Annotated in this window: 10 protein-coding genes; 4 read left to right on the plus strand and 6 right to left on the minus strand. The window is 66.4% G+C overall.

Features of this window, described 5'->3' with window-relative positions; translation table 11 throughout:
- Nucleotides 1–7 precede the first annotated feature (7 nt).
- From ACIBI6_RS36410 to ACIBI6_RS36425, 4 genes are all read right to left on the minus strand, one after another.
- On the minus strand, nt 8–4234 hold the full coding sequence (locus ACIBI6_RS36410; protein WP_396959568.1) for an alpha-(1->3)-arabinofuranosyltransferase family protein: 4227 nt from the start codon (nt 4232–4234) through the stop codon (nt 8–10).
- Nucleotides 4235–4383: 149 nt separating this feature from the next.
- Complete coding sequence (locus ACIBI6_RS36415) at nt 4384–4551, minus strand: DUF2613 domain-containing protein (protein WP_364356109.1); 168 nt, start codon at nt 4549–4551, stop codon at nt 4384–4386.
- 115 nt (nt 4552–4666) lie between these two features.
- Entirely contained in the window at nt 4667–5758 is a 1092-nt protein-coding gene (locus ACIBI6_RS36420; protein ID WP_396959488.1) for an isochorismate synthase MenF, read from the minus strand.
- A 57-nt stretch (nt 5759–5815) separates the two neighbouring features.
- Entirely contained in the window at nt 5816–6295 is a 480-nt protein-coding gene (locus ACIBI6_RS36425; RefSeq protein ID WP_396959490.1) for a universal stress protein, read from the minus strand.
- Between the two features lie 145 nt (nt 6296–6440).
- On the opposite strand from ACIBI6_RS36425, the gene ACIBI6_RS36430 reads away from it, so the two are divergent.
- From ACIBI6_RS36430 to ACIBI6_RS36445, 4 genes are all read left to right on the plus strand, one after another.
- Nucleotides 6441–7769 (plus strand): ADP-ribosylglycohydrolase family protein, encoded by a 1329-nt coding sequence (locus tag ACIBI6_RS36430; RefSeq protein ID WP_396959492.1) that lies wholly within the window; start codon nt 6441–6443, stop codon nt 7767–7769.
- A gap of 39 nt (nt 7770–7808) precedes the next feature.
- The gene (locus ACIBI6_RS36435; protein WP_396959494.1) at nt 7809–8969 is read left to right on the plus strand and encodes a glycoside hydrolase family 3 N-terminal domain-containing protein; all 1161 of its coding nucleotides are present in this window, start codon (nt 7809–7811) and stop codon (nt 8967–8969) included.
- A 217-nt stretch (nt 8970–9186) separates the two neighbouring features.
- Complete coding sequence (locus ACIBI6_RS36440) at nt 9187–9786, plus strand: TetR/AcrR family transcriptional regulator (protein WP_364356049.1); 600 nt, start codon at nt 9187–9189, stop codon at nt 9784–9786.
- Nucleotides 9787–9908: 122 nt separating this feature from the next.
- Complete coding sequence (locus ACIBI6_RS36445) at nt 9909–11186, plus strand: DUF5685 family protein (protein WP_396959497.1); 1278 nt, start codon at nt 9909–9911, stop codon at nt 11184–11186.
- Between the two features lie 172 nt (nt 11187–11358).
- Here the strand turns inward: ACIBI6_RS36445 and ACIBI6_RS36450 are convergent, their stop codons facing one another.
- Nucleotides 11359–12225, minus strand: coding sequence for a MaoC/PaaZ C-terminal domain-containing protein (locus ACIBI6_RS36450; protein ID WP_364356043.1), 867 nt, complete (start codon nt 12223–12225; stop codon nt 11359–11361).
- Nucleotides 12225–13583 (minus strand): 3-oxoacyl-ACP reductase, encoded by a 1359-nt coding sequence (locus ACIBI6_RS36455; RefSeq protein ID WP_364356040.1) that lies wholly within the window; start codon nt 13581–13583, stop codon nt 12225–12227. Before ACIBI6_RS36455 ends, ACIBI6_RS36450 begins: the two co-directional genes overlap by 1 nt.
- Nucleotides 13584–13808 lie beyond the last annotated feature (225 nt).

Genomic DNA, 13808 nt, shown 5'->3' on the forward strand with positions numbered 1-13808 from the left:
ATGGTGTTCAACGATGCTCGCGTCGCGTGGGCAGTGCGGCCACGCCGACGGCGATCACGGCGATCAGTGCGGGCAGTTGGACCCAGAGCGAGCCGCCCATATATCCATTTGCCGCGCGCCATGGTCCGGTGGACAGGGCCGCCGCGGCCGCTGCGGTACCGAGACCGGCAACGGCCGCGAGGACTTTCGATGTCACCTGTGCGGCGAATCGGCTCGCGGCGAGAGCGGCGACGGTGAGGGCGGTGCCGACGGGTCCGGCGATAACCGTTGCGACAGCGGCGATTCCGAATGCGCCGAGGATGCGGGTGCCCCAGGTTATCGAGGGTGAGTCGGCCGCGTCATCCGGCGCGATGGTGTCGAAACCACCGCTTCGCGTGAGAGTTATCGGAATTCGGCGGGGGCGTGCCGGCCGGGGGATCGCGAGTAGGGCCAGCGGGACGAGGAGAAGTAGGCCGCCGAAGATGCTGAGGCGGTACCAGCGGTCGATGGGGAATGAGACGGTGATGGGATTCGAAGGGGCGGCGTAGTTGTCCGGCAGCAGCCAGCCTTGCTGCCAGCCGTTGACCACGACGGGCTCGAGTTCTTTGCCGTCGGCGGTGCGCGCCTGCCAACCGACATTGGTGCTCAGTGGCAGGACGAGGAGCGGTCGCGATGGCGTTGGCGCGGCGGCAGCGTCGAAATCCGTGCGGTTCAGGCGAAGTCGGTCGACGAAGAACAGATCCGTCGGTGCGACCGTCACGTCCGTTCGCCCTGCGGCCAACGCGATCTCGCCGGTGGCGCCCCGACCGTCGGCCAGCTCGGCAGGAAGCTCCGAATCGGCGCACACGCTTGCGGGAACCGGTGCACCAGAGCGCAATTCATCAGCAGTCGCGGTGACCGACGTATGCACGAAATGTCCACCGAGCGCAATCGTCGGGCCCTGCGCACACGGCACGGTGATCGGCCGATCCCCTGGGGCGGGTGCGGGATAATCGGGCCCGAGCACCGACACCTCGGCGATACCGGGCGGCTGCGCCTGGGCGAAACCGAGGGCGGTGCGGTCGAGTACCGGCTTCCAGGTCTGGATGCTCAGTTCGATGCGGTCGGTCACGGTGGGCTGCAATGAGATTCGGGTCGATTCGCCCGGTTCGACTTCGCGAACCTGTGGGCCGTCGCCGAGATTCACCGCCACCGATGTCGGTGCTGCGGGCAGCCCACCGAGCGACGGTGTCACCTCCAGACCTGTCACCAGCGCGGGTTGGGGCAATTCCAGCGTCAGAGTCGGTTTGCCGCCCGCCAGATTTCGCACCGAATCCTCCGGTGCCGTCCAACTTGTCCGCGGATCCCCATCGGTCGCCGCAAAGGCGGATCCTCGCAGGTCACCGACATCGGCCTTACCCCGGGCAACGGGATGGGTGTGGTCGGTGAGGAGCGCCTCGAGCGCCGGACCCTGCCGAGTTCGCACGGTCAACTGTGGCGTCACGCTCGCCGGTTCCGGTACCGACAGCGTGCGTTCGAATGTGCCGGGCTCCTCGGGTGCCAGCGCGAGTCCCTTACTGCACCGCACCCGGTCCGGTGCATCGAAACACGCACTACGTCCGGGAAATTCCTGACCGAGATCCCAGCCCCGCACCTGCGCGCCCGCCGGGGTTGGTGGCAGTACGGTCCGATGCCGGATATCGACCCGCACCGGCGCACTGCGGTCGGTGTAGTCGTCCAGAGTCAGCTCGCTGATCCCGAATTGTCCACCGCGCGTGCCGTCCTCGGTGCGGATGGCGGTGATGGTGAGCCAGTCCGTCTTGCCCGCAGGCAGCGAAATGGACACCGGCATACCAGGTTCGGGAATCCGCGCGGACACGCTGCCGTTCGTGGTCCGCACCTCGACCCATTTCACCGGATCGCCGATCGCGGCCGCGCTGGTGGTCAACTGCAGTAGCCCGGAGCTGATCGGATGGTCTAGATCGAGCCGAAGCCATTGCCCCAGTGAGTGTTCGGCGCCATTGCTGATCCAGGCGGTCGACGGATCACCATCCACAACCGCGGCGGTCGAACTGCCCGGCGCGGATCCGCCCAACTGGGTGGCGTCGGCGGCGGAACTGGATGCGGTGACCGTCGCCCCCGACCATTCACCGCGCACCAATTCCGCACCGGGAACCGGATAGTCGGGCACCAGATTGTGCGTGCGGCGCGCATCGTCCGGCGCGCGCAGTGCCGAATTGTGATTGTCCACCCGACCGAAGTCGGCCTCGCGATCCATCGGCGTATCCGTCACGGTCAACGGCCCGAGCGGCAGTCCGGCCGCCGCCGCATCAGATGCGAGAAGTGCCGGCGCGGTTCCGGAATCACGGCGCATCCGTTCCAGCACTTCGGGCCCGCCCTGAACCGTCCCGACCGAGGTCATGGGCACCGTATAGGCGCCGGGGAACGATGTCGGCGCGCCTGCGCCGCTGTGGATTTCGATCGGAGTGCCCGCAGCCCTCGCCTCGACGCGATAGATCTCTACCGCCGGATACACGGGCCGCAGATCACCATCGGCGACCAGACCATCGGGTCTGACAGCCTCGATCGGATCGCCGAATTCGGCGACCTTGTGCAATCCCGGCGACCCGTCGATCGCCTGATGCGCCAACATCGGCCGGGTCGAACGCGACGTCTCCGGATCGAGGTCATTGCGCAACACCAGAATTCCGATGCCCTGCTCCGTCAGCGTCGCGGCCAGGCCGGTCGACGGCCTACCGTCGGCGATCAACCGCTGCACCGAATCCATGGCCCGGATGGTGCCCGGCGGATTCAGCGGCACCGCATCCCGGATCGCCCACGGCGTACTCGCCAGCGCCTGCAGCGGTTCGTCACGGGTGAGCCCCCACACCTGACTGCCGAAGGGCGCGCCGGGCACAACCAGCGCCCGGGTCTCGGCGGCATTGTGGGATAACCATTGCGCCGTCTGCTTCCAGTATCCGGGCACCTCGTCGTAGGCGCCGCGCGGTGCGAGCTTCCCGGACCAGGCCAAGGATGTGGACAGCGCGAGCGCGGTGAGGATCAAGGCGGCGACGGCGACCGACTTATCGCGTTCGGGATGTGCGAAGGCTTTGCGCCACATCGGCATCGGAACGGACGCGGGTAATGGCACCCTGCTCAACAGATGAGCCAGGCCCAGTACCAATGGGATTCGGATCAGCGGTTCCAGCTTGTGCACATTGCGCAGCGGCGCGCCCCCGGCATCCAGGAACACGCGCACCGAATCCGCGAACGGTCCGCTCAATTCACCGACGAATCCGGCACAGATCCCGACCAGCCCGACCAGCAGGATCAGCGCGAGCCGCCCGCGATGCGGCATGGACCGCATCGCCAATCCGGCCATACCCGCCGCCGCGAGCAGTCCGGTGGCCAGCACCGCGGCCGGCTGGGTCACCAGCACCGCGCCCGCGATCCGCTCTGGCGAGACGAACGGCGTCCAACTGTCGGTGCCGCGCAGCACTTCGCCAAGGGACGCCCACTGCGTGGTCACCCCCGAGGATTCGATGTAGTCCAGGAACGGCGGACTCACTTTGCCGAGCAGCAGCAACGGCACCGCCCACCAAAATGTGGCCAGCACCAGCAGCGGAATCCAGGCCCGGGTGAACCGCCACCACCGCCGGTTCGGCCGATACGACGCCCACCACAGCGCGGCGGGTAGAAATGCGGCGACCGTCGCCACCGCATTGACCGCACCCATCAGCGCCAATGCCAGCGCGCTACCCGCGGGCGAGGCCGCACCGCCGCGCCGCTTCCGGTAGGCGGTGGTGCCCAGTGCGGCGGGCGCGATCAGCACCCACGGCGCGAGCACCATCGGCAGCGTCTCCGAGGAGATCGAACCGAGCGTGGTCAGCACCCGCGGTGACAGCGCGAATGCGGCCGCCGCCACGATCCGCGACCCGCGCGAGCCGATACCGAGCGTTTCGCAGAGCCGCACGATGCCCCAGAACCCGGCGAGCAGCAGCAACGCCCACCAGATTCGCTGCGTCGCCCACGCGGGCAGACCGAGCACATGTCCGGCCGAGAAGAACGCGCCGTGTGGAAAGAAGTATCCGTAGGCCTGGTTCTGCACCTGCCCCATCGGGGCCTGACTGCTCCACATATGGGCGGCGCGTTCGAGGAAGCCCACCGGATTCTGCGCCAGGTCGTATTTGGTGTCGGCGACCGTCAAGCCGGGCGCCTGGAGAAAGGTGAGCAGGAACGCCGCGACCACGGTCCCGACGAACCAGCCTCTGCCCAGCGGGGCGCTGTCATGCTGATGCGCCGCGCCGGAGGTTCCGAACGAATCGGAAAGTGGGGCGGGAGGCTGTATTGAATCTGCGGTGCTCACCGGCCCTCCGTGGTTACGCGGGCTGCCGCCTACGGGCCTATCGCTCGCACCGCCGGGGATCAGCGGCTGCCGTACTCAACGTTGTTGAGTAGCGAAGAGGTGGAGTCGCTGCGCTCGATGTCGGGCCGCGTGTTCTGCTGAACTGCCATCGTGATGACGAACACCGCGATCGCGCCCAACACGGCGCCGGCGACCGCACTCGCAACACCAGGGACAGCAAACTTCATCGCGGCACTCCAATACATCGATGCAGGCACATTCTGGGCCAACCTAGCAGGGCCGCGCGCGATCACCTACGTTCAGGCCACCGATAGCGGAACCGAATAGCGGGGCGCGGGTCCTTCAGCTCGGGATGGCGCAGTGCAAACTGCCGAGCAATGTGCGCAACTTGGCGGTGGTCTCGTCCAATTCGGCGTGCGGATCCGAAGCCGCCACAATGCCACCGCCCGCGAAGGCGCGGATCGAACGCCCGTCGGCGGCGATTTCCGCGCTGCGAATCGCGACCACCCATTCACCGTCGCCGTACGCATCGCACCAGCCGACCGCGCCGCCGTAGAAGCCGCGTTCCTCTTCTATGTGCGCGATGGTGTCGAGGGCGAGATCGGTCGGCGTGCCACAGACCGCCGGGGTGGGGTGCAGTCGGATCGCCAGGTCGAGCGCGGTCGTCGCGGGATCGCGTAGGCGGCCGGTGATCGGGGTGGCGAGATGCCAGACCTCATGGGTATTGATCAGCCGCGGGCTGTCCGGAATGGTGAGTTCCGCGCAGACCGGCGCGAGCACCTCTCGGATCCAATCGATGACGAACGCATGCTCATCACGATTCTTGGTGCTGGCCAACAACTCTTGCGCCTGCGCGGCATCGGCGTCCGGATCGGCGAGGCGCGGCAGTGTCCCCGCTAGCGGATGCAACGTGACGGTCGCGCCGTGCCGTGCGACCAGCACCTCCGGCGTGGCGCCGACCAGCGTCGCACCCGGCCGATCCGCCGCCGTCAGGTCGACCGCGAAAACATTCGCATGCGGATGTCTGGTCAGCAGATGTCCCGCGACCAACTCCGGTTCCAACGCGCTATCGGCCTCGGCCAGCACCGATCGAGCGGCCACGACCTTGCGCAACGGCTGCGCCGGATCGTTCAACTGCTCGACCAATTTCGTCACCCGCGCGACATGCTCTGCCGGACTCGGCATTTCGGCAATAACCCGAACGGCGGGCAAGTCCGGAAGTGCTGCGGGCCGCCATGACCCGACCGTGCGTTGCGCCTGCTCAGGAACGCACAGCGCGGCCGAATGCCGGGGATCGAACGGCAGGGCCCCCACGATCAGCTCGGCGGTCCCGTCCCGCAGCGCCGCCACCGCCCGCGCCGCCTCATCGAAGGCGACCCGGGTCCCGGACGCGCGGATCACCCCACCGGGCTGAGCGAGCAAGAAACCGTTCATGATTCCTCGACCATAACCCCGCAAACCCGGAGCAGAGCCACCTGAGCGACCCAAATCTCAGCGACGCGGTTCCTTACCAGGCGGCACCATCAGCACCGGGCGGTGGCAATGCTTGAGCACGGCGTCGGCGACGCTGCTGTGCATCAGCGCTCGAATACCGGTGGCGCCGCGCGTGCCTGCCACGATGATGTCGACGTCCAGGTCGTCGGCGGTTTCGACAATGGCGTTCCAGATCGTCGACGTGCATTCCGCCGTGCGCGCCTCGGCGTTCAGACCAGCGAGTTTGGCCAGGCGGACGCCCTCGATATTGGTATTGCGGGCATCGACATAGGCGACGTCCTCGATCTCCTCGTCGGGCACCCATTCCGGCTGCATCACACCGGAGAGTCCGGACAGCCGAGCGGCCTGACGCACCATCGGTTCCCAGGCGGTGAGCACCACCGCTCTGTTGGCCGCGAGAAACCGACCGGCGTATTCGACGGCCCGCTTGGCATTTTCGGACCCGTCATAGGCAATGAGCATGAGATCGCACGGCACGATGACCTCCAGTTGGGAGTCATTTGGCTACGCCACAAGATTACTCCGGACAACCTCGCCTCGCGGTATTGCCGCGCGCGGATAATTTGCTGTGGGAAAGGATTGCACAGAAAAATCGACTGGGCGACACGGACCAGGAGCGGATATGCCCGATGCGAACGAACTGGTGTTCTTCGGCAGGCACGAGATCGACCCGCGGACGCTGCTGTTCTATGAATGGCGGCAGCGGCTCGAATCGGGCTATCCGGTAGCCGAGTTCGAGTCCGAGGTGCGCGCATTGGTCGCCGCCGATCATGCGGAACCGGCCGAATGCTGGGCGGTTTTCGATCGACTCGAAAGCACCGAACACGATCCCGACTGGGGTTATGACGAATCCGAAACCGCGGCACCGCAGTCGGTAATGCGGCCGGTCGCGGCGATACCCGAGCTTTTCGAGCGGATCCACGGCGGCTGGCTCGGGCGCTGCGTCGGCTGCACGCTCGGTAAGCCGCTGGAAAACGGATTCGTCTGGACGCCCGCGCGAATCCGCGCCTATCTCGAGCGCGCCGATGCCTATCCACTGACCGACTATGTGCCCGCATTATTGCCGCCGGCAGCGGAATATCCGTTGAATCCGACCTGGCCGGTATCGGCGAAGGGCCGAATCGACGGCGCACCGCGCGATGACGATGTCGATTACACCGTGCTGGGACTGCACCTATTGGAAACGTGCGGAACGAATTTCACGCAGTCCGATGTCGCGGACGCCTGGTTGGCACATCTGCCATTTCTGCAGACCTACACCGCGGAGCGGGTCGCTTACCGCAATCTGATCGCCGGTCGGAAACCGCCGCAGGTGGCCAGGTATCGGAATCCGTACCGTGAGTGGATAGGCGCGATGATCCGCGCGGATATCTACGGTTACGTCAACCCGGGTAATCCGGTACGTGCCGCTGAACTCGCCGCCCGCGATGCCGGACTTTCCCATATCGGCAACGGTGTGTACGCGGCGATGTGGGCGGCCGCATTGGTGGCCGCGGCTTTCACCGCCGACGGCATTTCGGATGCGCTCTCGGTTGCCCAACAATGCATTCCGGAACGTTCGAGGATGCGCGTCGCGGTTGCCGAAGTGTTCGCGGACCATGGCAGCGGCATGCCATGGGAGCAGGCTCTCGAAGCCATCCATCGCCGCCACGACCACTACAACTGGGTGCACGCCATTCCGAACGCATGCCTCGTCGCCGCTGGATTACTTTGGGGCGCAGGCGATTTCACCCGCACCATCGCGCTCACGGTACAGGGCGGTTGCGATACCGACTCCAACGGCGCGACCGCGGGTTCGGTCGCCGGAATCCGCGTCGGCGACCGTGGTATCCCGACCCACTGGACCGACCCGTTCCACGACAAACTGCACAGCGCGGTCTTCGGCCATGACGGCAGCCGGATCGGCGACCTGGCCCGCCGGACGCAGCGACTGGCCGCTAGCCGTACCTGAGTCGGACCAGCCGGAGCGCGCCGATTACCGTGGACTCTCATGCGGAAGACGCCTCTCGTCCTGCTCGCAATCCTGGCCGCCGTCGCGACGGCGTGCTCGAACGGTGACTCCGGCCCCGCGCCGTCGAAATCCGCGACTCCCGCCGTGGCGACCGGTTCCGCGGCTCCCGCCACCACCACCGCCAAAGGCGACTGCGGCGCCGACTACCTCGCGAAACTCACCCTGCGCGAGAAGCTGGGGCAGCTGCTGACCGTCGGTGTCACCGGTGCCGACGACGCCACGAATGTGGTGCGCAATTCGCAGGTCGGCGGTATTTTCGTCGGCGGCTGGACCGATAAATCGCTGCTGGCCGATGGCCTGATCAAACAGGTCAAAGCCGCCGCGAAGGTGCCGCTGATGGTGACCATCGATGAGGAGGGCGGCCGGGTCTCCCGGGTCAAGGATCTGATCGGTCCGGCCCCATCGGCCCGGGTGACCGCCCAGACCATGACCGCCGAGCAGTTCCACGACGCCACCGTGACCCGCGGCCGCGCGCTGAAGGATCTGGGCGTCACGGTGGACTTCGCGCCGGACGTCGATGTGAGCAGTCAGCCCGACGAGTCCGTCATCGGTGACCGGTCCTTCTCCGACGATCCCGCGGTGGTCACCGAATTCGCCGACGCCTACATCCGCGCCATGAACGAGGTCGGCGTCGGTACGGTGATGAAGCACTTTCCGGGCCACGGCTCCGGATCGGGCGATTCGCACACGGGTGCCGTCCGCACCCCGCCGTTGACGCAGCTGCAGAGTGTCGACCTCGTGCCGTTCCGCAATCTGGTCGACTCCGGTGCCGCCGCCATGGTCGGTCACCTCGACGTACCCGGTCTGACCACCGCCGATGTCCCTGCCAGCATCAGTCCGCAGGCCATGGCGTTGCTGCGCGATGGGACCGGCTACGGCGCGGCCCCGTTCCAGGGTCCGATCTTCACCGACGACCTCGGCGGCATGGCCGCGATCACCAGCCGGATGAGCATCGAGGACGCGGTCGAGGCGGCGCTGATCGCCGGGGCCGACAATGCCCTGTGGATCACCACCGATGCGGTGCCGCAGGTGCTGGACCGCCTCGAGCAGGCGGTATCGAGCGGACGCCTTTCGGCGGACCGGGTCGACGCGTCGGTGCTGCGGATGGCTCGATACAAGGGCGCGCTACCGTCCTGCTGAAACCCGGCTCTCGTATGTTGTACAGCTGCCTTATCGCCGGACAGCCGTAGTATTCCTCTGCTGGTCAGCTGAACAGCTGCGCCCGCGAATCCAAGGACATCGCGGTCCGCAGGATGGGAGCCGAGTGCCGATAGTTCGCCGAACTTACGAACGCGCAATCCGACCCGCCGAACTTACCTTGGAGTAATATAAGAGCTCAACATGCGGTAGGAGAGTGATGGCGGGCGGAACGAAGCGACTTCCTCGGGCGGTTCGTGAGCAGCAGATGCTCGACGCCGCGGTCGAGGTGTTCTCGCGTAAGGGGTTCCACGACACCTCGATGGACGCGATCGCCGCGGAGGCGAAAATCTCCAAGCCAATGCTGTACCTCTACTACGGCTCCAAGGATGAATTGTTCCGCGCCTGCATCCAGCGCGAGGGACTGCGCTTCATCGAATCGGTAGCGCCTGCGGGCAATCCGCAACTTTCCCCGCACGAACAGGTCCGCACGGCCCTCGAGGGTTTCCTCGGATTCGTCGACAGCAACCGCAACTCCTGGCAGGTGCTCTACCGCCAGGCGATCGGTCAGCAAGCCTTCGCCTCGGAAATCGAAAACGCCCGCGAACGCGTCATCGAACTGACCGCCAAACTCCTCGAATCCAGCGCCAAGCACGCCGAACCCGGCACCAACTTCGACGTCGTCGCGGTGGCTGTCATCGGGGCGGGCGAGGCCATCGCCGACCGTGTGGCCAGCGGCCGCATCGAAGTCTCCGAGGCGGTCGACCTGCTGGACGATCTCGCCTGGCGCGGTCTCGCGGGGCGCAAGAAGGCGGAGTAACTCCCTGCCCCGGTGGCAGTGCACCTCTATTCGCAGTTGTACACCTTGTCCACGGGGTGATGCGGTCTGTGCGCATGTGTTGATCGCGGCTCGGCTTGCGGCGGCGTTAACGGACTGCCAGAGTGCGGGAGATCAAGAGAGTGGACCGGCGTAGTGGTCGGGGAACGGGGGCGGAATTGTTCGGGATGTTGCGGCCGTGTTCGCAGGGGGCCGAGAAGTACGGCATCGATGCGAGCACGTGGCGCACACATATGTGTGGGCTGTGTCTGGGGCTGCGGGATGGGCACGGGCAGTTGGCGCGGGCGGCGACCAATACCGATGCGATCGTCCTGAGCGTGCTGACCGAGGCGCAGATGTCCGGCTCGATAGGGCGAACGACGGCGGGGCCGTGCGCACTTCGGGGGATGCGTCGCGCGGAGGTGGCGAGTGCGGATTCGCCGGGCGTACTGCTGGCCGCCACGGCGTCACTGTTATTGGGATCGGCCAAGATTCGCGATCACCTCGACGATGGTGACAGTTCGCTACTCACCCGGCGTCCGATGACGAAGGTATCGAGCCGCTGGGCTGACCACGCGCGCTCGCAGGCATCCCTGATCGGCCTAGATGTGGAACCGCTTGTCGCCGCGATAAATTCGCAGTCGCGGCTGGAAGCTCTCGCCTCGGTCGATGCCAACCGCTCCGCAGCGGACGCATTGCTCGATGAAGCGTCGGCCTCTCGCACAATCTCTCTCGATGATCTGACCGCGCCGACGCAGGTCTGCGGCGCGGAATTTTTCGCTCACACCGCCGTGCTGGCCGACCGCCCGGAAAACGTTGCCGCTTTGCGCGAGGCGGGCAGGCATTTCGGACGCATCGCGCATCTCGCCGATGCGGTCGAGGACTTCGACGACGACCGAACCCGCGGCCGCTTCAACCCGCTCGCGGCCACCGCGACCACCATCCCCGAAGCCTACGAACTACTGCGGCAATCGGATTCGCACCTGCGCGAGGCGGTCGCGGAGGCGAAACTGGACCAGGTCCCCACCATCCGCTGGATGCTGCTCGACCCGCTGCACGCCCTGGTGCGCAGATTCGGCCGCGGCCTCGGCGCAACCGCTCACGCCTGCAGTACATCTCGGCACACCGCGACAATGCAGTACCCGATGCCGCCGGGAACGGGATTCGATAGGCCGCCGCGTCGCCCCGGCATCGGCGAGGCGCTGGCATTGGTCCTCGGCGTCTACTGCACCGGCTACGCCTGCTGCGCCGACCACACCAACCCGTGCAGCGGCAAGCGCGAGGACGCCTGGATCAAGAACTGTGACTGCGGCGACTGCTGTGACTGCGGCAATTGCTGCGATGGCTGTAATTGCTGCGATTGTGACGGCTGTTGCTGCGACGGTTGCGGCTGCGACTGCTGAGTGAGTCCCACCACCAGCAGATGCTGCGCAGGTTCTGTCACGCCGCGCAGCGAATCGGGTGATTCACTGCGCGGGAGGCGAATTGGTACGCGGCAACCGAATCGGCCTGATGAGTCGGGAGACAGCGAAGCCGCACCCCTATCCGGGGTGCGGCTTCGGTCGAGATCCGAAATCAGCGCAGGGTGGCCGTCAGATGCGGATACCCCTTCTTCGGGTTCAGCAGCGCCAGATCCCAACCACCGTCGACCTGGTCGGCATACACATTCACCGTGGACGGCAGCAGAATCGGCTTACCGAATTTGACTGCGTAGCTGGCCTTTTCGGGAATCCGCCCCTCGACATTCGAGAGGATATTCGCGGCCGACCACATGCCGTGCGCGATCGCCTTCGGGAAGCCGAATGCCTTGGCGCCCAATGCCGAGGTGTGGATCGGGTTGTGGTCACCGGAGGCAGCCGCATAACGGGTGATCGTCTTCTGGTCCACCCGAACAGTGCGCATCGGCGGCGGCGGAACCTCTTCCGGCTTCGGCTCACCCTTCGGTTCGCCCGAGAGCGAGGTGCGCTGTTGGTGCAGGAAGGTGGTGACCTGGCGCCACACCAATTCCCGGCCGACATTCACCTCGGTGACCGCATCCACCAGCAGCCCCTTCGGGTGCTCACGCAAATTCTCGATATGCGTGGTGAAGTCCAGCGGCTCGCTAACCGAGATCTCGCGACCGCGCTCGATCAGATTCTGCGCGTGCACCGCACCCACCGCGACGAACGGAAAGTCGCGTGCCACAACCAGTTGCATCGCCAGCGGGAAACTGAGGATGAACGGGTAGGTCAGCGGCAGTGAGTCGCCGAACCGCAGTCCGGTCGCCCGGCAGTACGCGGCCAGGTGATCCGGATCCACGCGCAGGCCCGCCAACCGGACCACGCGGTCGGGCAGCGTCGATTTGCGCGCCGAGACCAGCGGCACCGGCACCGCACCGAGCGCGGCCTTGACGAAAAGGCTGCTGTTCTTGGGAGGTTCGGTGAGCGTGATGGTTTCGGTCATCATGCTCCGATCAGGCTCTGACCGCAGACCCGAACCACATTGCCGCTCACCGCATTCGACGCCGGGCTGGCGAAGTAGGCGATGGTCTCGGCGACGTCGATGGTCTGTCCGCCCTGCAGTAGCGAGCTCATCAGTCGACCGGCTTCACGGGTGGGCAGCGGAATGGCGGCGGTCATGGCGGTTTCGATGAATCCGGGCGCGACGGCGTTGATGGTGATGCCCTTTTCGGCCAACTTCGGCGCCTCTGCATTGACCATGCCGATGACACCGGCCTTGGACGCGCCGTAGTTGGTCTGGCCGCGGTTACCCGCGATGCCGGCGATGGAGGACACGTCGATCACGCGACCGCCCTCCTTCAGCGCGCCACGCGCCACCAGACCCGCGGTAATGCGGTGCGGTGCGGCGAGATTCACGTTGATGACCGAATTCCAACGGCCCTCGTCCATATTCGCGAGCAGCTTGTCGCGGGTGATACCGGCGTTGTGCACGACGATATCGATGCCGCCGAAGCGCTCGGTGGCGAATTCGGCCAACTTCTCGGCAGCGTCGGGTGCGGTCACGTCGAGCGCGAGCGCGGTGCCGCCGACCTTGTTGGCGGTGGCCGAAAGGGCCTCACCGGCGGCCGGGATATCGGCGACGATCACGGTCGCGCCGTCGCGGGCGAATACCTCGGCGATGGTCGCGCCGATACCGCGCGCTGCGCCGGTGACCACGGCGACCTTGCCGTCGAGCGGCTTGTCCCAGGCGGCCGGGGCGACCGCGTCGGCCTTGCCGACCCGGATGACCTGACCGTCGACGAAGGCCGACTTGGCCGAAAGTAGAAAGCGCAGTGTGGATTCCAGACCGGACGCGGTGGCGGAGGCCTCCGGGTGCAGGTAGACCAGCTGGGCGGTGGCGCCGCGCAGCAGTTCCTTGGCGACGCTGCGGGTGAAGCCCTCGAGTGCGCGCTGGGCGATCTGCTCGTCCACGCCCGCGGTCAGCTCGGGGGTGGTGCCGATGACGACGATGCGACCGGATGCCGCGACGCTGCGCATGGCCGGCTGGAAGAACTCGAACAGCTGCGAGAGATCCTCGACCGTGCCGATGCCGGTCGCGTCGAATACCAGCGCGCCGTACTTCTGACCCGAGGCGGGCGCGTCGGCGAAAGTGTAGTCCGAAAGCAGGGTACGCACCGGTTCGGCCACGCGGCCCTTGCCGCCGAGCAGCACCGGACCGGGCAGCGGCGGCTCACCGGCCTGGTAGCGACGCAGGTTCTGCGGCTGCGGCAGGCCCAACTTGCTCGCCAGGAACTGGCCGGGAGCGGAGTGTACGAACGATCCGTAGAGGTTGGGAGCACCCTTGCTCTTGCTGGCTACCACTGTTTCTCCCTTTTCTGTCTCGTGAGTCGTGGTTTTCGGCACGCCGGTGGCTGCGTTGCCGAATGGTCTGCTCGCGTACTACATGCCCCGGCGCGAATTTACGCACACTTGCGGGGTACGGTCTCGACAACAAACTTACTCCAGAGTAAGTTTAAAGTAAACCAACCGCGACGGGGCGCCGATCTGCGCGGACATGTCCGTGTCGAACGGCCCACCGGGCACCCG

It is taken from the genome of Nocardia sp. NPDC050412, assembly GCF_044458825.1.
Lineage (GTDB): Bacteria > Actinomycetota > Actinomycetes > Mycobacteriales > Mycobacteriaceae > Nocardia.

Excerpts from the sequence above, each read along its gene's own strand:
- ACIBI6_RS36450 (WP_364356043.1), bottom strand. The coding sequence starts at position 12,225 with ATGACCGAAACCATCACGCTCACCGAACCTCCCAAGAACAGCAGCCTT.
- ACIBI6_RS36435 (WP_396959494.1), top strand. The coding sequence starts at position 7,809 with ATGCGGAAGACGCCTCTCGTCCTGCTCGCAATCCTGGCCGCCGTCGCG.
- ACIBI6_RS36420 (WP_396959488.1), bottom strand. The coding sequence starts at position 5,758 with ATGAACGGTTTCTTGCTCGCTCAGCCCGGTGGGGTGATCCGCGCGTCC.
- ACIBI6_RS36440 (WP_364356049.1), top strand. The coding sequence starts at position 9,187 with ATGGCGGGCGGAACGAAGCGACTTCCTCGGGCGGTTCGTGAGCAGCAG.
- ACIBI6_RS36430 (WP_396959492.1), top strand. The coding sequence starts at position 6,441 with ATGCCCGATGCGAACGAACTGGTGTTCTTCGGCAGGCACGAGATCGAC.
- ACIBI6_RS36415 (WP_364356109.1), bottom strand. The coding sequence starts at position 4,551 with ATGAAGTTTGCTGTCCCTGGTGTTGCGAGTGCGGTCGCCGGCGCCGTG.